Raw genomic sequence first — 21,371 nt, 5'->3', positions numbered from 1 at the left:
CCGTCAGCGCGTGATCGCCGGCGCCGTCGTCGTCGAATGCAGCACGCGCACCGCATCGCCCAGCGTCGACGGGTCGGCGCCTGCCAGCAGCGCCTGCAGGCGCGAACGGTCCGCACCGGGGCCGGGCACCAGACCCACCCAGGCATTGCGCCCGGCATCCTTGGCCGCATAGAGACAACGGTCGGCGATCGCGGTGGTCTGCTGCCAGTCGCCGAGCGTCGGCCACGCGGTCGAAAACGGCCATGGCGCGAACCCGATCGAGCAGGTCATGCGCAGCGTCGCACCGTGCGCCAGTGCGATCGGCGTGTCGGCGACGGTGCTGCGAATCCGCTCGGCCAGACCGGCCGCGGCATCGGCATCGTCGAGCCGCGCGACCAGCATGAATTCCTCGCCGCCCCAGCGCAGCAGCAGGTCGGCGTCGCGGGTCAGGCTGCGCATGCGCGCGGCGAACTGCACCAGCGCCTCGTCGCCGGCCTGGTGGCCGTGGTCGTCGTTGATGCGCTTGAAGGCATCGATGTCGAGCATGAAGAAGAACAGCGTGTCCGACTCGCGGCGTGCCGGCGTGCGCGCGGCCTCGCGGTCCAGCCACGGCTGCAGTTCGCGACGGTTCGGCACCTGGGTCAGCGGGTCGAGACGCGTCGCGGCATCGAGCTGCGCATTGCTCTGCTGCAGCTGCCGGTTGGCCTGTTCGAGCTGCGCGGTGCGCTCGGCCACGGTGCGGTTGAGCAGTTCCACGCGCTCGCGTTCGCGCGCCACGGCGCTGCGCGAACGTCGCACGAAGACCGCCACCAGCAGCAGGGCCAGCAGGCCGTAGGCGACATAGGCCAGCGGGTGCCGCCAGGGCGGCGGCGGCATGTCGATCGTCAGCACGCGCGAGGCACCGAACTGCCCGTCGCGGCCCGCGGCCTGCACTTCCAGCCGGTACTGCCCAGCGGGCAGGTGGTTGATCGAGAACTCGGTGCGCGCCTGGTGCGGATAGATCCAGCCGGTGTGCAGGCCGTTGACGCGATAGCGCAGCTGCGCGGCGGCAGGCGCGAGGAAATCGATCGCGGTCATGCCGATGGTGAAGACGTTGTCCTCGTTGTGCAGCGTGATGCCGGGTGCGTAGACGATGTCGGTCTCGTCGCCGCTGCGCGCGTCGTCGTCGGTCCGCCGGCTCAGCAGCTGCAGGCTGGTCAGCACCGGATTGGCCGATGCGCTGCGGCGTGGCAGCTGCATCGGCGCGATCACGTCCAGACCCAGCGTGCCGCCGAAGTACAGCAGCCCGTCGCGGCCGCGGAAGGCCGAGCCGCTGTTGTACTCCTGGTTGCGCAGGCCGTCGCGGCGCCCGAGGTTCTGCACGATGCCGCTGTCGGGGTCGTAGACGCTCAGGCCGTTGTTGGTGCTCAGCCACAGGCGGCCGCCGGCGTCGGGCAGGATCCGGTAGACCACGTTGTTGGTCAGGCCGTCGCGCTCGGACAGCACCGAGGACACCCCGCTCTCCCGGTCGATGCGGTACAGGCCCGCGGCGAACGCGCCGACCCAGATCGCCGCGTCGTCGCCGTGGATCGCCCAGACCGAGCGGTGCATGCCCGCGCCCGCCGGCGTGACCTGCACCAGCGCGTCGCCCTGCAGGCGCCACAGGCCGCGGGTGTTGGTGCCGATCCACAGGCTGCCGTCGCCGGCCGTGTCGCGATACAGCGTGGTGATGACCTCCCCGTCGAGCGGGCCGAAGCGCGCGTCGATGTCGACCCGGCCGTCGACAAGATGCAGCACGCCGCTGCGCGTGCCGATCCACAGGCCCGTCGCGTCGCGCAGCAGCGAGTTGATGCGCACATCGCGCAGGCCGTCGACCGCGTCCAGCCGGCCATCCGGAGACAGGCGCCACAGGCCCGACAGGGTGCCGACCCACCAGCCGCCGCCGACCGCCGGTTCGAGCGCGCGGATCGACATCCCGGCCAGCGCCGGCAGGGTGCGCCACGGTGAACGCGCCTCGCGCATCTGCAGGCCGCTGTCGGTGCCGACCAGCATGCGGCTGCCGTCGCGGCGGATCGCGCGGATGCTGTGGCTGGGCCAGTCGGTCATCTCACCCACGCCCGCGCCGTCGTGGCGGATCACCGATGCCAGCGGACGCACGCGGTACAGGCCCGAGGTGTAGGTGCCGATCCACCACGCGCCCGAGGTGCCCTGATGGAAGTCGGTGATCGCGCTGCGCGGTGGGTTGTCGAAGCGCAGCCGGCGCGGACGGTCGCTGCCCGGCGCGAGCTGCACCACCGTGCCGTCGCCGAAGCCGACCAGCACGCGCCCGTCGTCGAGCCGGATCATCGCCGTCGCGTCGGCGCCCTCGGCGCCCAACGCATCGAGCGACCAGTGGCGCTGCAGGCGGCCGTTGGTGTCGAGACGGAACAGGCCGGCATCGGCCGCCAGCACCCAGAAGCCCTCGCGGCCCGACTGCAGCGCCACGCAGCGCCGTGCGCCGTCGGGCGGCGGCATGTCGACCAGCGCGTCGGCGCCGACCGCCCAGAGATTGCAGTCGACATCCATCGCCACCGGCTGACTGCGCGCAGCCGACCATGCCAGTCCCACGATCTCGCCCGTCGCGCCCAGCCGCCGCGCGCCACGCAGTTCGGCATCGACGTGATCGAGGCCCGCCTCGGTGCCGACCCAGGCGCCGCCGGCCGGGTCCAGGAGGATCTCGACCACGCGCGGATGCGACAGCCCATGGGCGACATCGAGCCGGCGCTGGGTCCAGGTCGGCAGATGCACGACTTCAAGCCCGGTGTCGTTGGTGCCCAGCCACAGGCGTGTGCGCTCGCGCTCGAAGGCCAGGCTGTCGATGCTGCTGCTGACCAGATTGGGACCGCCGACCGGCACGTCGGGCGTATTGCGATAGGCGCGGAAGCGATGGCCGTCGAAGCGGTTGAGTCCGTCCTGCGTCGCCACCCACAGAAAGCCCTGGTCGTCGCCGGCCATCGCCGACACGGTCAGCTGCGACAGGCCTTCGTCGAGGCCGTACATCTCCAGGCTCAGCGGCGGATCGTCGACCGGATCGGGCACCTGCGCCGACACCATCGTCGCTGCGCCCAGCAGCAACGCCAGCATCGCCGACCGCCCCATGCGCGCACGCCAGCGCCTGCCGATGCGGACATCGGCACAGGACTGCTGGCGATCGAGGCGCGCGGCGGTGGCGGCTCTTTGACGCAAGTTGTCTCCCCCCTTTGCGTATTGTGCCTGCGAATTCCATGCCAACGTGATCGCGGTCGCACTCTCCGCCCGTGCCAGACTTGTCCCATGGAAACCGTCCCCACGATCCTCGTCGCTGACGACCACCCGCTGCTGCGCGCCGCCGTGCTGCACGCACTGCGCGACGGCCTGGGCCAGATCCGCGTGATCGAAGCGGCCACGGCCTCGGCCCTGCAGCCCGCGCTCGAATCGCATCCGGAGATCGAACTGGTGCTGCTGGACTTGGCCATGCCGGGCGCGCGTGGCCTGTCGTCGCTGGTGTGGCTGCGCGGCGAACGTCCGGAACTGCCCGTGGTGGTCATCTCGTCCAACGACCACCCGCGCACCGTGCGCCGCGTGCAGCAGTTCGGCGCGGCGGGCTTCATCTCCAAGTCCGCGCCGGCCGAATCGATCGGCCAGGCGGTCGCCACCGTGCTCGACGGCGGCAGCTGGTTCCCGCCGCTGACCGCCGAGCGCTCCGAGGAAGACGCGCAACTCGCCGCGCGTCTTGCACAGCTGACCCCGCAGCAGTTCCGCGTGCTGATGGGCATCGCCGACGGGCTGCTCAACAAGCAGATCGCCCACCAGCTGGGCCTGGCGGAGAACACCGTCAAGGTGCACGTGACCGCGATCCTCAAGAAGCTCGAATGCCACAGCCGCACGCAGGCCGCGGTGCTGGTGAAGGCGCTGGAGCGGGAGGATGAGGCGTAGTTTTTCCGAGCCCTCCTCCGCTTGCGGGGGAGGGTTGGGTGGGGACGAACGGTCAGCGCGCTGAAGTGACGAATCACGCGCGTGCGTGGGCTGTGCATGGTCCGAGCCTTCCGCAATCCGACGGTTCGCCCCCACCCCGGCCCTCCCCCGCAGGCGGGGGAGGGAGTGGACAGCGCACGCGCGCTCGATTCGGCGCGGGGATTCTTAATCCCGTCGCCCCAGCGGACGCTGGGGCCCATTTTGCTTCTCGCGCGAAGACCCAAGATCAAAATGGATCCCAGCGTTCGCTGGGATGACGGTAGAAGGTTCTTGCAGCGTCATGTTGTCGAAGCGCCCGCAGCCGACAGCGCTCAGCCCTCAACTCCCCCGCAACCGCATCTGCATCATCAGTGCGCGCAGTGCCGGCGGACGTACCGGCTTGGACAGGAAACCGCGGCCCGCTTCGCGGGCCTGTGCGCGCAAAGCGGGATCGGCCTCGCCGGTCACCACGATCACCAGCGGCACCGCGCCCCAGCGGTCGCACAGGGTTTCGAACAGCGTGGGGCCGTGGTGTTCGCCCATGTGTACGTCGAGCAGCACGAGGTCCGGCGCTTCGCCGTGGACGGCCGCGGCGAGCGCGGCGTGCGGGCCGTCGGCCAGCAGCACTTCGCAGTCCCAGCGTTGCAGCAACGCGCGCGTCGCCGCGCAGATCTGCGGATCGTCGTCGACCACCCACACGCGCACGCCGCGCAGCGGTGCGTCGTCCTCGGACACGGTGGCCGGCGTGGGCGGTGCGAGATCCGCCGGTGACTGCGGCGAAGCCAGCGGCACGCTGACGCGGAACACGCTGCCGGTGCCGGGACGCGAGTGCAGGTCGACGCGGTGCCCGAGCAGGCGCGCGATGCGGTCGACGATCGCCAGCCCCAGGCCCGCGCCGCGGTCGCCGCCGTTGCCGTCGTCGAGCCGACGGAACTCCTCGAAGATCTCGCGCTGGCGGTTGGGCGGAATGCCGGGACCGGTGTCGTGCACCTCGATCCACAGACGGTCGCCATCGCGGCGCACGCCCAGCAGGATGCGACCGCGCGCCGTGTAACGCACCGCGTTCGACAGGAAGTTCTGCACCAGCCGGCGCAGCAGGTTGGGATCGCTGCGGATCCACGCCTGCGTCGGCACGTGATCGAAGCGCAGGCCGCGCGCCTGCGCCAGCACGCCAGTCTCCCGCGCGAGTCCGTCGAGCAGCGGGCCCAGCGGCACCGCGCGCACGTCGGTGCGCAGCGTGCCGGTCTCCAGCCGCGAGATGTCGAGCAGGCTGGCGAGGATGCCGTCCTGCGCCGACAGCGCGCCGTCGATGCTGTCGGCGATGTGCCGGGTCTCGTCGTCGCGCAGGCGCGCGCGCAGGCTGGCGGCGAACATGCGCGCGGCGTTGAGCGGCTGCAGCAGGTCGTGCACCGCGGCCGCGGCGAAGCGGCCCTTGTAGCGGTTGGCGGCCTCGGCCTCGGCGCGCGCCTGTTCGAGATCGGCGGTGCGCTCGGCGATGCGCCGTTCCAGCGAGTCGGCCAGCGTGCGCAGTTCGCGCGCGGTGGTCTTGTAGCTGGTGATGTCGGCGTAGCTGGTCACGAAACCGCCGTCGGGCAGCGGATTGCCGCGGATCTCCAGCACCGTGCCGTCGTACTTCTCGCTCTCGCGCATGTGTGGCTTGCCGCTGCGCAGATGGCCCAGGCGCCGCTCGATCGCGTCCTCCACCGGACCCGGGCCCAGCAGGCCGCGCCGCGCGTTGTAGCGGAAGACCTCCTCGATCGGCGTGCCCACGCGCACCAGGTCCGGCGGGAAGCGGAACAGTTCGATGTAGCGCGCGTTCCACGCGACGATGCGCAGGTCCGCGTCGATGATCACCACGCCCTGCGGCAGATGCGCCAGTCGGCGGCTGAGTCCGGTGTCGGCCTCCTGCGCCGCGGCGACCAGACCGTCGCGCGCGCTGCGCAGTTCCTCGGCGTGGTGGCGCACCAGGGTTTCGAGTTCGTCGCGGCTGCGCCGGCGCAGGGCGCCCAGACGCACGCGCTGCTGCAGGAACAGGAATGCGAACACCAGCGCCGCCCACGACACGCCGGCGATCGTCGCCCATTCGCGACCGGCCGCGGCGATCGGGGTCGCGTCGTGCAGCAGGTGCAGCGTCCAGTCGGTATCGGCGACCGGCGCGCGCTGCCACAGCCACGTGCCCGGCATCGCCGGCATGTCGATGCGCACCAGTGCGCCGTGTGCGCCGGCCTGGCGCAGCATGCGGCCGGTATAGGTGCGCAGGCGTTCGCCTTCGTACTGGCGCGTCGCGACCAGCTCCTCGCGCGCGGTCGCGGTCAGCGGCGACAGCACGCGGTAGCGCCACGCGGGGCGACTGGCCAGGAACACCACGTCGTGCGCATCGCTGGCCAGCACCAGGTCGCCGTCATCGGGCCAGGTGCGCTCGATCGCCGACAGTTCGATCTTGATCGCGATCACGCCCACCGCGCGGCCGCTGTCGTCGCGCAGCGCTTCGGACAGGAAGTAGCCGGGCACGGCCGTGGTCACGCCGATGCCGTAGAAGCGCCCGCGACCCTCGCGCAGCGCCTGCTGCACGTAGGGACGGAACGCGTAGTCCTCGCCGACGTTGCTGCCCGCGTCGCGCCAGTTGCTCGCCGCGATCGCGATGCCGCGCGCGTCGATCAGGGTCAGCGTGGACGCGCGCGTGGTGCGGTTGGCTTCCTCGAGCCGCGCGTTGAGCCGCGCCTGCGTGGCGGCATCCACCGGTGCGGCCACCGCCGCGCGCAGGTCGGGATCGAGCGCCAGCACCTGCGGCAGGGCGCGGTAGCGTTCGATGCGCTGGTTGAGTGCCTGCACCTGCAGGTCGAGTTGCTGCGCGGCCTGGGCCGATTGCGCGGCGAGCGCGCGTCGCGCGCCTTCGCGATAGCCCAGGCCCGCGACCAGCGCCAGACCGCCGAGGGCGATCAGCACGGTCAGCAGCAGGCGGCGTCGGCGCGGCTCGTTGCGCATCATCATGGCGCGAGTCTAGGACCTGCCGTCGTCCACGCGGTCGCGCGGAAACAACGGCAGGGTCGGCGGACGCCGCGCGGGGCGGCGTCCGCGTGCGATCAGAAGTGCACCTGCGCGCGCACTTCGACGATCTCCGGCCGGCTGGTCGCGCCGTTGCGGGTGGCGTTGGCGCGCACGTAGTTGGCCTGCAGCTTCACGTACGGCGTGAGGTACCAGTTCGCGCCGAAGGTCCAGTCGTGCTGGCGGCCGCCGTTGACCGGGCCGTCGTCGAGATCGAGCGTGCTGTAGCGCGCGGCCAGTTCGACGGCGCCGTAGCCGTTGGCCGGCTTGGGGTTGGCGACGTTGCCGCTCGAATACACCCGGCTCTCGCCGGTCAGCAGCCAGCTCGCGGCGAGGTAACCGCCTTCTGCGGTGAAGTCGGCCAGGCCGTCGTCGCGGGCGATGTCGGCGCGCAGCAGCTCGCCCTGCATCGACACCGGGCCCTTGATCCAGATGCCTTCCAGGCCGGTGCGCTGGATGTGGTTCACCGGCGCCAGGCTGCCGGTGTCGACCAGACGCGTGTCGGTGAGGTTGGTGCCGGGACGCGCACGCAGGCGCGCGGTCGGGTCGAACTGCACGCCGCGGCCGTCGGTCCAGCCCTGCGGGTTCTCGCGCGAAGCGGCGATGCCCAGATGCAACACGTCGCCGGCGGCCTTGCGCGGCGTCCACGCGGCGCGCGCGGCATAGGTCTGGCCGGGATTGTCGCCCTGCAGGTCCTTGCCGCCGTAGCCGCCGAGCTGGAACAGCGCGTGGTCCTGCTCGAGCGTCCATTCCACACCGGTGCGGCGGCCCTGGTAGATCGCCTGGATCGGCGAGGCCAGTTCCATGAACGTGCCCGCGCGCGAACTGGTCACGCCTTCCAGACCCACCGGCACCTTCATGTAGCCCACGCGCAGCTTGCCCACGTCGCGGCCGAGGAAGTGCTGGCTGTCGAAGCGCACGAACACGTCGAGCCAGCTCTTGGACTCGAAGTCGAAATAGACCATCGCGTCCCACACGCCGGCCTTCTTGACCGTCGCGCCGAACTCGCGGCGGCGCAGGCCTTCGTTGTCCTCCAGGCGCGGATGGCCGGCGAACTCCGCCTTGTCCCAGGCGAAGTTGCCGGTGAGCGCGACTTCCGTTTCGTCGGAGAACGTGAACTTGGGCGGCCATGCCTGCGCGCCTTCTTCGGCGAAGACGGGCAGGGCGGCGGTAGAACAGAACACCGACAACGCGGCGAGGGCGAGGGGACGCATAGACAGGACCTCAAGGGGGAGAAGACAACGCGCGATGCGGGGGCATGCGCGCGGCGGGCGCCAGTCTAGGGAGGTCGTCCGTGTGACCGGCGCGAACTAGTCCCAAAGCATTAGTTCGCGCCGCGTTAACACCAATAGGCTATCGGCGGCCGCCGCAAGCGGGCGTACAACGCAGGCCGAGCATCCGCGTCCGCCGGGTGCCACTTCCCGGACCTGCCGCCATGCACGCCATTCCGAACGAGACCGCCGCCACGCCGCGGCTGCCGTGGTACCGCCAGCTCTACGTCCAGGTGCTGATCGCGATCGCGCTCGGCGCGGTGCTCGGCCATTTCGAACCGGCCGTCGCCGAACAGCTCAAGCCGCTGGGCGATGCCTTCATCAAGCTGGTCAAGATGATCATCGCGCCGGTGATCTTCCTGACCATCGTCACCGGCATCGCCGGCATGACCCACCTGCGCACGGTGGGCCGGGTGTTCGCCAAGGCGATGACCTACTTCCTGTTCTTCTCCACGCTGGCGCTGGTGATCGGCATGGTCGTCGCGCACGTGGTGCAGCCGGGCGTGGGCATGAACATCGACCCGGCCTCGCTCGACACCGCCGCGGTCGAGACCTACGTGCAGAAGTCGCACGAGCTCACGCTGACCGGTTTCATGCTCGACATCATTCCCGGCACGCTGGTCAGTGCCTTCGTCGACGGCAACATCCTGCAGGTGCTCTTCATCGCGGTGCTGTTCGGCATCGCGCTGGCGCTGGTCGGCGAGAAGGGCCGGCCGGTGCTGTCGTTCCTGGAAACGCTGACCGTGCCGGTGTTCAAGCTGGTGCACATCCTGATGAAGGCCGCGCCGATTGGCGCGTTCGGCGCCATCGCCTTCACCATCGGCAAGTACGGCCTGTCGTCGCTGGTGAATCTGGCGTGGCTGGTCGGCACCTTCTACGTCAGCGCCGCGCTGTTCGTGCTGGTGATCCTCGGCGCGGTGTCGCGCGCCTGCGGCTTCTCTGTGCTCAAGCTGATCCGCTATCTGAAGGCCGAGCTGCTGCTGGTGCTCGGTACCTCGTCGTCGGAATCGGCGTTGCCGTCGCTGATGGAAAAGATGGAGAAGGCCGGCTGCCAGAAATCGGTCGTGGGTCTGGTCGTGCCGACCGGCTACTCGTTCAACCTCGACGGCACCAATCTCTACATGACCCTGGCGGCGCTGTTCATCGCCCAGGCCACCAATACCGAACTCACGCTGTGGCAGCAGATCACCCTGCTGCTGGTCGCGATGCTCAGCTCCAAGGGCGCGGCGGGCGTGACCGGCGCGGGCTTCATCACGCTGGCGGCCACGCTGTCGGTGGTGCCGACGATTCCCGTCGCGGGCATGGCGCTGATCCTCGGCATCGACCGCTTCATGAGCGAGTGCCGCTCGCTGACCAACTTCATCGGCAACGCGGTGGCCACGGTGGTCGTCGCGCGCTGGGAAGGCGCCCTCGACCGCGACCAGCTCAATGCCGCGCTCGACGGCAAGCCGCTGCCGGTCGCGGCGGCGCCCGATCCGGCCGCAGGCCCCGGTGACCGCGGGGTGCTCGCCCTCGACTGAGGGCGGGTGTCGCACACGCATTACGCAACACGCAACGCCCTGGGAGGGGAACCCATGACGACACGACACCGCTGGGCCGGCCTGATCGCCGGTCTCCTGCTCACCTGCACCGGTCTGGCGCACGCCCAGACCGGTCCGCAGACGCTCAAGCTCTGGCCCGACGGCCATCTGCCGCAGACCGTCAGCGGACCGGAGCTGATCGGCAACGAAGGCAGTTCGATGGGGGCGGTGAGCCGCATCTCCGAACCGCGCATGGAAATCTACCGGCCCGCACAGCCCAACGGCAGTGCGGTGCTGATCCTCGGCGGCGGCGGCTATTTCCGCATCCAGGTCGGCACCGCCGCCGCGCCGATGGCGCAGTGGCTGGCGTCGATCGGCACGACCGCCGCGGTGCTGTACTACCGCCTGCCCGCCGACGGCTGGCCGGCGGTCGCGCCGTTCCAGGACGGCCAGCGTGCGCTGCGCCTGCTGCGCAGCCAGGCCGATGCCCTCGGCATCGACCCGGCGCAGATCGGCGTCATGGGCTCGTCGGCCGGCGCCAATCTCGGCGGCATCCTCGCCACGCGCTTCGACCACGATTTCTATCCCGCGCTCGATGCCGTCGACCGCACCTCGGCGCGCCCGGACTTCCTGGCGATGCTCTATCCGGTGGTCTCGCTGCAGGCGCCGCTCGATACCACGCGCTCGCGTCGCGAACTGGCGACGCAGGCCGATGCGGTGGCCGCGTACTCGGTGGAATCGCACGTGCGTGCCGACATGCCGCCGGTCTTCATGGTGCATGCCGCCGACGACCAGATCGCCGATGTCGGCCACAGCCTGACGCTGTTCAACGCGGCACGCGCGCAGGGCGTCCCGGCCGAGATGCACATCTTCGAGAAGGGCGGCCACAGCTGGGGGCTGGGCCGTCCGGGCGCGCTGGTCGCGCAGTGGCCGCGCCTGTTCGCGACCTGGGCGCGCAGCCACGGCTTCATGCAGGGCCGCCCCGTGAGCCTGCAGCCGCTGCTCGGCGACACCGCGCCGCCACCGCCGGTCGCCGACCCGGTGGACGAAGAAGAAGCCGGCGACTGATCGCCAAGACGCACCATCTCTGGAGGGAGAGACCATGCAGCACATCCGTTCCGCGGTCCTAGCGACCGCCATCGCCGTCGCGCTCGGCGCGACCGCTTTCGACGCCAACGCCCAGGACGATGCCGCGCTGCGCGCGCTCGTCGCGCAGCAGGCGCAGATGCTCAAGGCCCAGGCCGCGCAGCTCGAGCAGCTCAATGCGCGCCTGGCCGCGCTGGAGTCGGGACAGCCACGTCCCGTCGCCGCGCAGCCTGCCACCGTCGACACCGACGCGCAGGTCGCGGCCGCGGTCGCCGACACCCGCCAGGACGATCTGGCCATCCTGCAGGCGCAGGTGGCACAGCTCGCCGCCAGTGGCGGCACCGGTGGTGGCAACACCAGCTGGCGCCGCGGTGGGCCGGAGCTGCGCAACAGCGACCGCAGCTTCACCTTCCATCCGCGCGGCCGCGTGCTGGTGGACTTCTCGTCGACCCACGGCTCCGACTTCGACGCGCGCAACATCACCGGCACCAACCTGCGCCAGGCGCGTCTGGGCGCGGAAGGCACGATGGGGCCGCTGGGGTACAAGATCGATGCCGAACTTTCCAACAACACCGTCAGCCTGTCGGACGCCTATCTGAGCTGGGACACGCGGCTGGGCAGCATTCCCACCGAGTTCTACGTCGGCAACAAGCTGAAAGATCGCGCCATCGATTCGAGCACCACGCTCACGCGCACGCCCTTCATGGAGCGCAACGCGGTGGCCAGCGTCGGCATGCCCGCCAGCGGCTACTTCGGCCTGGGCGTGCAGATGAAGATGATCGGGCAGAACTGGCACACCACCTTCGGCATCACCGGCGACGACGTCGGCAACACGGGCGACAACAGCGATTCGCTGACCTACGCGTTCCGCGGCCACATCAACCCGATCAAGCGTGCGGCTGGCTTCCTGCACGTCGGCGGCTGGTACGTGCACGAGGCATACGGCGCGGACACTAACCGCATCAACCGCACGCCGCGCGTCGCCTCGCGTTTCAACGACAACGTGCGGGTGTCGGCAAGCGCCATCAACGACGTCACCGGCGAGCGTGTCTGGGGCGCGGAACTGGGCGGCACCTTCCGCAACTTCTGGGCCTTCGCCGAAACAAGCGAGACCACGCTGCGCTCCACGTCGGTCGGCGATGTCGACCAGAAAGCGCACTCGGCCTACGCCGGCTGGCTGATCACCGGCGAGAAGCCCGGCTTCAGCGCCCGCTCGGGTGTCTGGGGCACGACCCGCGTCGCGCGCCCGGTCACCGACGGTGGCATCGGGGCCTGGGAACTGGCCGCGCGCTGGGACAAGTACGACTTCACCGATGCCCGGCGCGGCGGCGAGGGCGATGCCTGGACGCTGGGCCTGAACTGGTATCTCAACAACTGGTCGCGGGTGATGTTCAACGTGGTGCGCTGGAACACCGACAACCAGGTCGGCACTTTCGCCGGCCAGGACAGCGGCCACACGTTCAACGTCCGCACCCAGGTCGTGTTCTGAAGCCTTCGACCGCCACCATCCGCCCGCGTCGGGTCTCGGCGCGGGCCCGGGGTTAGAATCCCGGTCCCCCCTGTTTTCCAGTGAAGACCCCACGCTGATGTCCAACGACGAGTTCCGCCAGGCCGCCCTCGACTATCACCGCGCATCGCCGCCCGGCAAGATCACCGTGAGCGCGACCAAGCCGATGCTGACCCAGCGCGACCTGGCCCTGGCCTATTCGCCGGGCGTGGCCTACGCCTGCGAGGAGATCGTCAAGGACCCGAACGCCGCCAGCGAACTCACCGCGCGCGGCAACCTGGTGGCGGTGATCTCCAACGGCACCGCGGTGCTGGGCCTGGGCGACATCGGCGCGCTGGCCGGCAAGCCGGTCATGGAAGGCAAGGGCGTGCTGTTCAAGAAGTTCGCCGGCATCGACGTGTTCGACATCGAGGTCGACGAGCGCGATCCCGACAAGCTGGTCGAGATCATCGCCAGCCTCGAGCCGACCTTCGGCGGCATCAACCTCGAGGACATCAAGGCGCCCGAGTGCTTCATCGTCGAGCAGAAACTGCGCGAGCGACTGAAGATTCCGGTGTTCCACGACGACCAGCACGGCACCGCGATCATCGTCGGGGCGGCGATCGTCAACGCGCTGGAAGTGGCCGGCAAGAAGATCGAGGACGTCAAGCTCGCGACCACCGGCGCGGGCGCGGCAGGCATCGCCTGTCTGGACATGCTGGTCGCGCTGGGCCTCAAGCCCGAGAACATCCTCGCCTTCGATCGCGACGGCGTGATCCACAGCGGTCGCGCGGATCTGGACCCGGCCAAGGCGCGTTATGCGCGCGAAACCGACAAGCGCACTCTGGCCGAGATCGTGGCCGGCGCCGACGTGTTCCTGGGCCTGTCGGCCGGCGGCATCCTCAAGCCGGAAATGGTCGAGACGATGGCGCCGAACCCGGTGATCCTCGCGCTGGCCAATCCGTATCCGGAAATCATGCCGGAGGACGCCAAGCGCGTGCGTCCGGACGCGATCATCGCGACCGGTCGCAGCGACTACCCGAACCAGGTCAACAACGCGGTCTGCTTCCCCTACATCTTCCGTGGCGCACTCGACGTCGGCGCGACCGGCATCAACGAGGCGATGAAGCTCGCCTGCGTGCACGCCATCGCGCAGATGGCCAAGGCCGAAGCCAGCGATCTGGGCAGCGCCTATGGCGAAGAGATTCCGAGCTTCGGCCGCGAGTACCTCATTCCGCGCCCGTTCGATCCGCGTCTGCTGACCATCGTCGCCCCGGCCGTCGCCGAAGCCGCGATGGCCTCGGGTGTCGCGCTGCGTCCGATGGAGGACATGCGCGCCTACCGCGAGAAGCTGGGCCAGTTCATCCACCGCACGGGTCTGGTCATGAAGCCGGTCTACGACCGCGCGCGTGCCGATCGCCAGCGCATCGTCTATGCCGAAGGCGAAGAGGAGGTCGTGTTGCGCGCGGTGCAGACCGTCGTCGACGAAGGCCTGGCGACGCCGATCCTGATCGGCCGCCCGGACGTCATCGACATGCGCATCAAGCGCCTGGGCCTGCGCCTGGTCGCGGGTCGCGATTTCGAACTGACCAACATCAATGACGATCCCCGCTTCAACGAGTACTGGCAGCACTACCACTCGCTGACCGCGCGTCGTGGTGTGACCCCGGATTCGGCGAAGAACCTGCTGCGTTCGCGCCCGACGCTGATCGCCGCGATCATGGTCGACCGCGGCGAAGCCGACGCCATGATCACCGGCATCGTCGGCCGCTATCACAAGAAGCTCGGCTACGTGCGCAGCGTGCTGGGCCTCGACCCGGGCCTGCAGAGCACCTCGGCGATGACCGGCGTGGTCAACGACCAGGGCCTGTGGTTCTTCGTCGACACCCACGTGCAGCCCGATCCGAGCGCCGAGCAGATCGCCGAGAGCACCATCCAGGCCGCGTTCCGCCTGAAGCTGTTCGGCATCGAGCCGAAGATCGCGCTGCTGTCGCACTCCAACTTCGGCAGCCACGACGACCCCAGCGCCCGCAAGATGCGCGAAGTGCGCGAGATCCTCGTGCGTCGCGCGCCGAAGCTGGAGTTCGACGGCGAGATGATGGGCGACACCGCATGGGACGAATCTCTGCGTCGCCGCATGCTCCCCGGCACCACGCTGAGCGGCCGCGCCAACCTGTTCGTGTTCCCGAACATCGACGCAGCCAACATCACCTACAACATGATCCGCGTGATGACCGGCGGCGCCGCGCTGGGGCCCATCCTGATGGGCGTCAACAAGCCCGCGCACATCCTCACCCCGTCCGCCACCCCGCGCCGCGTCATCAACATGACCGCGATCGCCTCGGTCGACGCGCAGATCCGCAAGGCACAGCTGGCGGAAAGCTGAGCGCAGCGCGCGTAATGCCGGCGCGCGCACGTTGCTCCTTCCCCCGCTTGCGGGGGAAGGCTGGGATGGGGGCGGAGTGTTCGCCGAGGACGGAATGATTCCAAGACCTTTACGAGTCGCGTGATTCGACGTTTAGCGACCTGACCGTTCGCCCCCACCCACCCCTCCCCCGCAAGCGAGGGAGGGCTTGAAGCACGCCTGATCTGCTCGATACCGGATCCCGGACCGCGGGTGACGCCCCACGCGCGCACTGATCTGCTCCTTCCCCCGCGTGCGGGGGAAGGCTTGGATGGGGGCAAAGCGTCCGACGAGGACGGAATGATTCCAGACCATCTACGAGTCGCGTGATTCGACGTTCCGCGATCTGATCGATTGCCCCCACCCAACCCTCCCCCGCGAGCGGGGAAGGGCTCGAAGCGCCCATTGACCCGCCCCTTCCCCCGCGCGCGGGGGAAGGCTGGGATGGGGGCGAAACGTCCGCCGAGGATGGAGTGATCCCAGGCCATCAACGCGTTGGCTGATTCCACCGTCCGCTTCCAGATCGCAGCGCCGCCTTCGCGCGCCTTAATCCCCAGCCAACATCTCTCCGACCGCGTTCCGACGTGGCCCTGCCGATCCTGCGCCGCGCAAGCCGGGGCGGTTCCCCGGCGGAGTCGGCCGATGTCTTCTGCTTCCTCCACCGGTGCCCTGCGTCTGCTGCGGGCGACCGGGCATTCCTGGCGCGGTCTGGTCGCGACCTGGCGGACCGAGGCGGCGTTCCGGCAGGAAGTGGTGCTGGCGGTGCCGCTGCTGGTGCTGATCGCGACGCTCGATCTGGCGCCGCTGGGGCGCGCACTGCTGGTCGCCACGCTGGGACTGGTGCTCGTCGTCGAACTACTCAACACCGCGATCGAGGCGGTCGTTGATCGCATCGGGTCCGACTGGCATGCACTCAGCGGCAAGGCCAAAGACGCCGGTTCGGCCGCGGTCACGTTGAGCCTGCTGCTGCACGCCGCGATGTGGATCTGCGTGCTGTGAGTCCCGCCACCCTGACGCGCGCGCCGGCGCTGCTCGGCGTGCTGATCGCGGCGGTCCTGCTGACCGCTGGCATCGCGGCGCTAGGCGTCGATGCCGCTTGGGCCGACCGCCTCTACGCCTGGCAGGGCGGCCACTGGCTGGCACGCGATGCGTGGTGGAGTGCCGGGCTGGTGCACACCGGCGGGCGCCGTCTGAGCATCGCGTGCTGGCTCGCGGTCGTGGCCGCGTGGGCGTTGAGCTGGACCGGCGCCGTGCCACGCACCTGGCGCGCGCCGCTGGGCTATCTCCTGACCGCCGTGCCGCTGGCCTGCCTGCTGGTGGCCTGGCTGAAATCGCACACGGGCATCGACTGCCCGTGGGATCTGCAGCGCTATGGCGGCGCGCGTCCTTGGCTGTCGCCACTCGCCTCGCGTCCGGCAACGATGGGCGCCGCCGCGTGCTTCCCCGCCGCGCATGCGGCTGCCGGATATGCATGGGTGGCAGCATACTTCGCGTGCAGCGCCGCCGGTCCCGCGCTGCGTCGCTGGCGGCACGCGGCGCTGGGTACCGGCCTCGCGCTGGGCGCGGTCTTCGGCCTCGTGCAGCAACTGCGGGGCGCGCACTTTCTCTCGCACGATCTGTGGTCGCTGACGCTGTGCTGGCTGGTGGCAGCCGCGTCGGCGCGCATCTGCCTGTACGCGCAACTGCGCGACGCCGAGCGCGCTTCGAACGCAATGCAGCCGTCCGCCATCGCGCACCGCCTGCGCGAGGTGCACCCGTGAGCGTGCGGCCATGGCACGGCCCGCTCGCGCAGGTGCAGCGCAGCGGCTGGCTCGCACGGCCGCTGGTGACGTCCGAAGCCGCGCTCGCCGGCGTGTGTCTGTACTTCGTGGCGATCTGCAACGGCGGCTTCTGGCAGGCCGCCGTGCATGACGGCGCATCGCCGGGACTGCTGGCCTCGCTGGCGGTCGCGGTGTTCGCGCTGCACGCGCTGCTGCTGGGCATCTTCGCGATCGGTCGCGCGCTGCGGCCGCTGCTCGCGGCGCTGATCGTCGCCACCGCCGTCGGCACGTTCTACATGCGCCACTACGCGGTGCTGTTCGACGTGGAGATGATGCTCAACGTGCTGCACACCGACCCGGCCGAAAGCCGCGAGCTGTTCTCGCCGTGGCTGGTGCTGCACGTGCTGCTGCAGGCCGGCCCGCCACTGCTGGCACTGGGTTGGGTGCGCACCGCGCAACGCCCGTGGCGTCAGGCGATCGCAACGCGCGCGCTGTTTCTCGGCGGCATGGCGTTGCTGGCGGCCGTGGCGATGCTGCTGTCCTCGCAGGGCATCTTCGCGCTGATGCGCAGCGACCATGCGCTGCGCTATCGCATCACGCCCGGCAATCTCGTCGTCTCCACGGTGCGGGCGCTGACCGAGGCGCCGGAACCGCCGGCGGGCCAGCGCCTGCCGGTGGCCGCCGATGCGGCGCGCGCATTGCGCGCACCGGGGCAGAAACCGCGTCTGCTGGTACTCGTCGTCGGCGAGACCGTGCGCGCGCAAAACTGGGGTTTGAACGGTTATGCGCGGCAAACCACGCCCGAGCTCGCGCGCCGCGACGTGGTCAATTTCAGCGACGTCGAATCCTGCGGCACCAGTACCGAGGTCTCGCTGCCGTGCATGTTCTCGGCCTACGGCCGCCGGCACTACGACAAGGCGGCGATCCGCAGCCACGAGTCGCTGCTCGACGTCGTCGCGCGCGCCGGCGTGGAGGTGCGCTGGCGCGACAACCAGTCCGGCTGCAAGGGCGTCTGCGACGGCACCGGCATCGAACGCATGCAGGCCGCCGACGCGCCGGCACTGTGCGATGGCGACCGCTGCCTGGACGACATCCTGCTGCGCGGCCTGCGCGCGCGCATCGACGCCGCCCCCGGCGATCTGCTGATCGTGCTGCACCAGCTGGGCAACCACGGGCCGAACTACTTCGAGCGCTATCCGGCGGCCTACGAAGTCTTCAAGCCCGCCTGCCGCACCGCCGAACTGAGCCGTTGCACGCCGGTGCAGATCGCCAACGCGTACGACAATGCGATCCGCTACACGGACGCATTCCTCGCCCACGCGCTCGACATCGTGCAGCAGCAGGACAGCCATGACGCCGCGCTGCTGTACGTGTCCGACCATGGCGAATCGCTGGGCGAGTACGGCCTGTATCTGCATGGCGCCCCGTATGCGATCGCGCCCGCCCAGCAGCTGCACGTGCCGATGGTGGCGTGGGTGTCATCGGGTCTCGCCGGCGATCTGGGTCTGGACATGCAGTGCCTGCGCGCACGTGCCGCGCAGCCGACGAGCCACGACGCGCTATTCCATTTGGTACTCGGCGCATTCGACGTGCGCACGCAAGCGTATTCGCCAGCGCTCGACCTGTTCGCGCCGTGTCGGCGCGGTGCGTCAGCCGTGACGTGATCTGCGATCAGAAGCGCACAATCTGCGCTGCTCGCGCTTGTCTCCTTCCCCCGCGCGCGGGGGAAGGCCGGGATGGGGGCAAAGTGTCCGCTAAGAACGGAATGATTTCGGAACATCTACGAGTCGCGTGATTCGCTGTCCGCAATCTGACGGTTCGCCCCCACCCAACCCTCCCCCGCATGCGGGGGAGGGCTCGAAGCACGCATCGCCCTGCTCCTTCCCCCGCATGCGGGGGAAGGCCGGGATGGGGGCAATGCGTCCGCTAAAAACGGAATGATTCCAGGCGACCTACGAGTCGCGTGATGCGCGACGTTTCCGCGATCTGATCGTTTGCCCCCAGCCAACCCGTCCGGCCCGGCGAAGCACGCCGGTCGTTTATAGGCCACGCGGCGGTGCCGCGTCAGCGGACCGCTCTTACCCCCAGCACGCGAGGGAGGTCTAAGGATCAAAGGTGTCGGATTGCTTCGCAGGACGGGCAGAGCGCAGCAAAACCCGTCACGCGAACAGGCGCTGAGCTCTCAGGCACCCACCAACCGCCGCACCACATCCGGCAGCAGTTCCAGTTCGTCCTTGAACACCAGCGCGTCGCCTTCGGGCAGTTCTTCGCCCGGCGCGCCGATGGCCGAACCCGTCAGGAACACCACCGGCACACCCGGTCGCATCGCGCGGGTCAGGTGCATCGCTTCGGCCCCAGAGAAACCGGGAATGTTGACGTCCGACAGCAGCAGCTGCGGCTGGAACTCGCGCAGCGCGTCCACCAGGCCCGATTCGCCGTACTCGCGACGCACCTCGACCGGGATGCCCGCATCGCGCAGGGCCAGTTCGGTCAGTTCGGCGTCGTCGCGGGAATCGTCGACGATCAGCACGCGCAGCGGCGCGGCGTCGGTCATCACTCTTCGTCGGGCGTTTCGTTGAGCACGGCCCAGAACTTGCCGAGCGTGCGCACCGCTTCGAAGAACTGGTCCACGTCCACCGGCTTGACCACGTAGGCGTTGACGCCCAGATCCCAGCTGCGCGCCAGATCGCTCTCTTCGCGCGACGAGGACAGGATCACCACCGGCATGCGCTTGAGCGTCTCGTGCTCGCGCAGCTGCTTGAGCACTTCCAGGCCGTCCATGCGCGGCATCTTGATGTCGAGCAGCAGCACTGCCGGATCGCCCGGCGTGCGGCCGGCATGCTTGCCGCGCATGAAGAGGTAGTCCAGCGCTTCCACGCCGTCCTCCACGTGCACGATCGGATTGGCGAGGTGGGCCTCGCGCAGGGCATCGATCGCCATTTCGGCATCGTGCGGGCTGTCCTCGGCGAGGAGGATCGTGCGGATTTCGCTCATGTCAGTGTCCGGAAGAAGTGGTCGAACCCGTCTCGCTGGTCGAGGCGGGCAGGGTGAAGTGGAACGCCGCGCCCTTGCCGGGCTCGGCTTCGGCCCAGATGCGGCCGCCATGGCGGCCGAGCACGCGCCGCACGCTGGCCAGGCCGACGCCAGTGCCGGGGAACTCGCTGGCCGAATGCAGGCGCTGGAACACGCCGAACAGTTTGCCCGCGTATTGCATGTCGAAGCCGGCGCCGTTGTCGCGCACGGTAAAGGTGTAACCGCCGTCGTCGGAGCGGCGGCAGTCCACTTCGATCCGTGCCGGCTCGCTGCCGGTGCTGTACTTGACCGCGTTGCCCAGCAGGTTCAGCCACACCTGCCGCAGCATGTTCTCGTCGCCGACCACGATCGGCAGCGGCGTGATGTGCCATTCGATGCGGTGATCGGGATGCTCGGCCGCGGCGTTCGAATCGAGCATCGCGCGCGTGTCGGAGACGATCGACTGCAGGTCCACGCTCTGCAGGCGCAGCGCGCTGCGGCCCAGGCGCGAATACACCAGCAGGTCGTCGATCAGCGCCGACATGCGCCGCGCCGAACCGCCGATGACGCCCAGGTAATGCGTGGTCTTCTCGTCGACGTTCTCGCCCAGGTGCCGGCCCAGCTTGTCGGCGAAACCGGCGATGTGGCGCAGCGGCGCGCGCAGGTCGTGGGAGACCGAATAACTGAAGGCTTCCAGCTCGCGGTTGACGTCGGAGACCTGCTCCACCTTGCCTTCGAGCTGCTGGTTGAGCTCGCGGATCTGGCGCTCGCTGATGGTCTGCGCGGTCACGTCCGACGCGGTCACCAGCACCACCGCGTCGTCGCGGTCGGGCAGCGGCATGCGCCGCGCGTTGAGCAGCATCGTGCGTTCGATGCCGTCGACCGTGGACTGGCTGAGACGGTAATCCCACAGCTCGCGGTCGCGGGCCAGCACGTCGTGCAGGCGGCGCAGGGTCTCGGCGTTGTCCCAGGCGCCTTCGCCCACGTCGTCGAGCTTCTGTCCGCGGATTTCCTCGCCCACGCCGTACAGCTCGGCGAACGCGGCGTTGTGCATCACTACGCGCTGGTTGCCGTCGATCAGCACGATGGGCTCGCGCACACTGTCGAGCACCACGGCCGCGCGGTTGCTCGCGCGCATGGCCAGGGTCTCGGCGTCACGCTGGCCGCTCTGCGCGCGCAGGGCGAAGTAGCTCACGCCCAGCAGCAGCGCCAGCTGCACCAGCATCGCCGTCCAGCTGGCGATGTCGGCATTGCGCTCGGCGCGGTCGGCGCGCGCGATGCGCTCGTCCAGCAGCGCCTGTTCGTTGGACACGATGTCCATCACCAGCCGCTGGATGGGGTTGAGCACCACCATGTTGTCGATCTGGTCGTCGGTGGCCGTCTCGCCCGCAGCGATCACCGTGTCGATGCGCGCCAGGCGCTGTTCGAGATTGCTGCGCAGCGCGCCCAGGCGCGCCTGCTGCTCGGGGTTGTCGCGGGTGAGCGCCAGCACCGCGTCCACGGTGGGCAGCGCGCGCGCGCGGGCGTCCTCGATGCGCTGGCGCAGCAGCGGGCTGTCGATGCCGCGCACCAGCGTCATCGCCGCCGCTTCCAGACTACGTGCATCGGCCGCGACCGTCTGGATCAGCGACTCCACCTCGCGGGTGTGGATGACCTTTTCGGTGGCGTAGTCGGCCTCGTTGCTGGCCGAGCGGATGATCAGAAACGGACCCAGCACGATCGCGATCATCGCCACACCCAGAACGGGCAGGCGCCAACGGCTCAGCAGGGAGGTTTCAGCAGCAGGCATCGGAGGGTTCGGGCGCGCGGGCGGAGTGGTCGCGCATGATGCCGCATCCTCCCCTGAACACGGGATCA

At 69.7% G+C, this 21,371-nt stretch carries 14 protein-coding genes; 8 read left to right on the top strand and 6 right to left on the bottom strand.

Annotated features, from left to right (window positions below; translation table 11 throughout):
- Positions 1 to 3 precede the first annotated feature (3 nt).
- Entirely contained in the window at positions 4 to 3,183 is a 3,180-nt protein-coding gene (locus E2F49_RS10280; RefSeq protein ID WP_133393800.1) for a ligand-binding sensor domain-containing diguanylate cyclase, read from the bottom strand.
- Between the two features lie 87 nt (positions 3,184 to 3,270).
- Here E2F49_RS10280 and E2F49_RS10275 point away from each other — a divergent pair, with 87 nt between their 5' ends.
- Positions 3,271 to 3,912, top strand: coding sequence for a LuxR C-terminal-related transcriptional regulator (locus tag E2F49_RS10275; RefSeq protein ID WP_055251260.1), 642 nt, complete (start codon positions 3,271 to 3,273; stop codon positions 3,910 to 3,912).
- Between the two features lie 357 nt (positions 3,913 to 4,269).
- On the opposite strand, the gene E2F49_RS10270 is transcribed toward E2F49_RS10275, so the two are convergent.
- Positions 4,270 to 6,915 carry a hybrid sensor histidine kinase/response regulator gene (locus tag E2F49_RS10270; protein ID WP_133394109.1) on the bottom strand — a complete coding sequence of 882 codons (2,646 nt, stop codon included), beginning with the start codon at positions 6,913 to 6,915 and terminating at the stop codon, positions 4,270 to 4,272.
- 98 nt (positions 6,916 to 7,013) lie between these two features.
- The gene (locus tag E2F49_RS10265; RefSeq protein ID WP_133393799.1) at positions 7,014 to 8,189 is read right to left on the bottom strand and encodes an OprO/OprP family phosphate-selective porin; all 1,176 of its coding nucleotides are present in this window, start codon (positions 8,187 to 8,189) and stop codon (positions 7,014 to 7,016) included.
- Positions 8,190 to 8,410: 221 nt separating this feature from the next.
- Here E2F49_RS10265 and E2F49_RS10260 point away from each other — a divergent pair, with 221 nt between their 5' ends.
- The 7 genes from E2F49_RS10260 (at position 8,411) to E2F49_RS10235 (ending at position 18,166) form a co-directional block, all read left to right on the top strand.
- Positions 8,411 to 9,766 carry a dicarboxylate/amino acid:cation symporter gene (locus tag E2F49_RS10260; protein WP_133393798.1) on the top strand — a complete coding sequence of 452 codons (1,356 nt, stop codon included), beginning with the start codon at positions 8,411 to 8,413 and terminating at the stop codon, positions 9,764 to 9,766.
- A 54-nt stretch (positions 9,767 to 9,820) separates the two neighbouring features.
- Positions 9,821 to 10,834, top strand: coding sequence for an alpha/beta hydrolase (locus tag E2F49_RS10255; protein ID WP_133393797.1), 1,014 nt, complete (start codon positions 9,821 to 9,823; stop codon positions 10,832 to 10,834).
- Positions 10,835 to 10,868: 34 nt separating this feature from the next.
- On the top strand, positions 10,869 to 12,341 hold the full coding sequence (locus tag E2F49_RS10250; RefSeq protein WP_133393796.1) for an OprO/OprP family phosphate-selective porin: 1,473 nt from the start codon (positions 10,869 to 10,871) through the stop codon (positions 12,339 to 12,341).
- 97 nt (positions 12,342 to 12,438) lie between these two features.
- The gene (locus E2F49_RS10245; RefSeq protein ID WP_133393795.1) at positions 12,439 to 14,724 is read left to right on the top strand and encodes an NADP-dependent malic enzyme; all 2,286 of its coding nucleotides are present in this window, start codon (positions 12,439 to 12,441) and stop codon (positions 14,722 to 14,724) included.
- 660 nt (positions 14,725 to 15,384) lie between these two features.
- Complete coding sequence (locus E2F49_RS10240) at positions 15,385 to 15,741, top strand: diacylglycerol kinase (protein ID WP_133393794.1); 357 nt, start codon at positions 15,385 to 15,387, stop codon at positions 15,739 to 15,741.
- Complete coding sequence (locus E2F49_RS16635) at positions 15,738 to 16,502, top strand: phosphatase PAP2 family protein (protein WP_243713566.1); 765 nt, start codon at positions 15,738 to 15,740, stop codon at positions 16,500 to 16,502. The genes E2F49_RS10240 and E2F49_RS16635 overlap by 4 nt, the downstream gene beginning before the upstream one ends.
- Positions 16,499 to 18,166 (top strand): phosphoethanolamine transferase, encoded by a 1,668-nt coding sequence (locus tag E2F49_RS10235; RefSeq protein ID WP_243713565.1) that lies wholly within the window; start codon positions 16,499 to 16,501, stop codon positions 18,164 to 18,166. The genes E2F49_RS16635 and E2F49_RS10235 overlap by 4 nt, the downstream gene beginning before the upstream one ends.
- 518 nt (positions 18,167 to 18,684) lie before the next feature.
- Here E2F49_RS10235 and E2F49_RS10230 read toward each other — a convergent pair.
- The 3 genes from E2F49_RS10230 to E2F49_RS10220 are packed head-to-tail and all read right to left on the bottom strand — an operon-like array spanning position 18,685 to position 21,303.
- Positions 18,685 to 19,056 (bottom strand): response regulator, encoded by a 372-nt coding sequence (locus E2F49_RS10230; RefSeq protein WP_133393792.1) that lies wholly within the window; start codon positions 19,054 to 19,056, stop codon positions 18,685 to 18,687.
- Positions 19,056 to 19,496, bottom strand: a complete 441-nt coding sequence (locus tag E2F49_RS10225) for a response regulator (RefSeq protein WP_055251279.1) — start codon at positions 19,494 to 19,496, stop codon at positions 19,056 to 19,058. Before E2F49_RS10225 ends, E2F49_RS10230 begins: the two co-directional genes overlap by 1 nt.
- Position 19,497: 1 nt before the next feature.
- Positions 19,498 to 21,303: a sensor histidine kinase gene (locus E2F49_RS10220; RefSeq protein WP_133393791.1), complete on the bottom strand. Its 1,806-nt coding sequence runs from the start codon at positions 21,301 to 21,303 to the stop codon at positions 19,498 to 19,500.
- Positions 21,304 to 21,371: the final 68 nt, after the last annotated feature.

It is taken from the genome of Luteimonas terrae, assembly GCF_004358165.1.
GTDB classification, from domain to species: domain Bacteria; phylum Pseudomonadota; class Gammaproteobacteria; order Xanthomonadales; family Xanthomonadaceae; genus Luteimonas; species Luteimonas terrae.
This window is presented reverse-complemented; position numbering and strand designations above follow the sequence as displayed.

Bases quoted from the DNA above. Each gene is read 5' to 3' on its own strand.
- E2F49_RS10260 (WP_133393798.1), top strand. From the start codon at position 8,411: ATGCACGCCATTCCGAACGAGACCGCCGCCACGCCGCGGCTGCCGTGG.
- E2F49_RS10240 (WP_133393794.1), top strand. From the start codon at position 15,385: ATGTCTTCTGCTTCCTCCACCGGTGCCCTGCGTCTGCTGCGGGCGACC.
- E2F49_RS10230 (WP_133393792.1), bottom strand. From the start codon at position 19,056: ATGACCGACGCCGCGCCGCTGCGCGTGCTGATCGTCGACGATTCCCGC.
- E2F49_RS10250 (WP_133393796.1), top strand. From the start codon at position 10,869: ATGCAGCACATCCGTTCCGCGGTCCTAGCGACCGCCATCGCCGTCGCG.
- E2F49_RS10265 (WP_133393799.1), bottom strand. From the start codon at position 8,189: ATGCGTCCCCTCGCCCTCGCCGCGTTGTCGGTGTTCTGTTCTACCGCC.
- E2F49_RS10245 (WP_133393795.1), top strand. From the start codon at position 12,439: ATGTCCAACGACGAGTTCCGCCAGGCCGCCCTCGACTATCACCGCGCA.
- E2F49_RS10220 (WP_133393791.1), bottom strand. From the start codon at position 21,303: ATGCCTGCTGCTGAAACCTCCCTGCTGAGCCGTTGGCGCCTGCCCGTT.
- E2F49_RS10275 (WP_055251260.1), top strand. From the start codon at position 3,271: ATGGAAACCGTCCCCACGATCCTCGTCGCTGACGACCACCCGCTGCTG.
- E2F49_RS10255 (WP_133393797.1), top strand. From the start codon at position 9,821: ATGACGACACGACACCGCTGGGCCGGCCTGATCGCCGGTCTCCTGCTC.
- E2F49_RS10270 (WP_133394109.1), bottom strand. From the start codon at position 6,915: ATGCGCAACGAGCCGCGCCGACGCCGCCTGCTGCTGACCGTGCTGATC.
- E2F49_RS10225 (WP_055251279.1), bottom strand. From the start codon at position 19,496: ATGAGCGAAATCCGCACGATCCTCCTCGCCGAGGACAGCCCGCACGAT.